1 protein-coding gene is annotated in these 1550 nt (G+C 36.9%); it reads left to right on the forward strand.

Going from position 1 to position 1550, the window contains the following annotated elements; genetic code table 11:
* The coding region (locus ACH5TX_RS00245) for a BspA family leucine-rich repeat surface protein (protein ID WP_439337557.1) at nucleotides 1-1550 on the forward strand (1550 nt) is incomplete at both ends.

Below are 1550 nucleotides of genomic sequence, written 5' to 3' on the forward strand. Positions count from 1 at the left end.
CTCCAAATTACGATAATTTACTAATTGGTTGGAATGCTCAAAATTTAAATGCTAGTGTTGGTTTTGATGGAGGATTAAGTAAATATTGTGCCGGAGAAGCCGCCAGAGCCAATATGATAGCTAGTGATAATTGGAATATTAAAGATGGTGGTTTTGCAGGAGGTGTTTTAGACGATCTACCAGATCAAACCGTAACAAACAGTTTTACACTTCCTGCTATTACTGGTACAAATCTTACGGGTAACCAAGCCTATTATACAGGTCCGGGCGGTACAGGAACCATGTATAATGCAGGCGATGTTATTAACTATGCCGATTTTTCTTCGTACCCAATTACATTATATATTTACCAAAGTTATAATGCTAGTTGTAATTCTGAACAAGATTTTTTACTCACAATCAATCAAAATTGTGAATTTATAACTACTTGGCGTACCACAACAGCCAATGAGTCTATTACCATACCAACAACAGGAGTTGGTTATAATTATAATGTAGATTGGGGCGATGGGAATACTACAACCGGAGCAACTGCAGATGCAAGTCATATTTATACCAGTGTAGGTACGTATCAAGTTACCATTACTGGTACATTTCCAAGAATATATTTTAATGGTTCTGCCTTTGCTACTAAAATTAAGTCTATTGATCAATGGGGCTGTAATCCTTGGGAATCTATGAGAGATGCTTTTAAAGGTTGTGCTAATGTAATTGTAAACGCAACTGATATCCCTAATCTCAATAATGTTACATCCATGCGTGAAATGTTTTCGGGTGCAACTTCTTTAGGTGGTGGTACAGGAAATTGGGATTGGAGCACAGGAAATGTCACAACGATGGAATCTTTATTTTATGAGGCAACTAATTTTAATAAAGACATAAGTACCTGGGATATGAGTAATGTTACAACTACAAATACCATGTTTATGTTTGCAACTTCATTTAATCAAAATATTGGGAATTGGGATGTTTCCAACGTGTTACTAATGAGTGGAATGTTTTACAGTGCTTCTACTTTTAATCAAAATATTGATAGCTGGAATGTAGGTAATGTAACAAGCATGAGTTCAATGTTTCATAACGCTTCTAGTTTTAATGGAGTTATAGGTGGTTGGAATACAGGTAGTGTGACTGATATGACGTCCATGTTTCGAGGAGCTTCGGTTTTTAACCAACCCATTGGGAATTGGGACACTTCGAGTGTTTCTTCAACTACTGCTATGTTTCATGAAGCCATCATCTTTAACCAAGACATCGGCAATTGGGACACGAGCGCTGTTACATCTATGACAGATATGTTCGGTGCAGCTTCTGCTTTTAACCAAGACATCGGCAATTGGAATACAATTAGTGTAAGAACTATGACAGGTATGTTTAACAGAGCCATTGCTTTTAACCAAGATATCGGTAATTGGGATACCAGCAATGTATGGACTTTTACGCTTATGTTTATGGATGCCGTTTCTTTCGATCAAGATTTAGGGAATTGGAATGTGTCTAGTCTTAATACTGCCAATAGTATGTTTACTCGTGTTACGCTTTCAACTCCA

Origin of the sequence: Thalassobellus citreus (genome assembly GCF_044385915.1) — a bacterium.
Taxonomy (GTDB): Bacteria; Bacteroidota; Bacteroidia; order Flavobacteriales; family Flavobacteriaceae; genus Thalassobellus; species Thalassobellus citreus.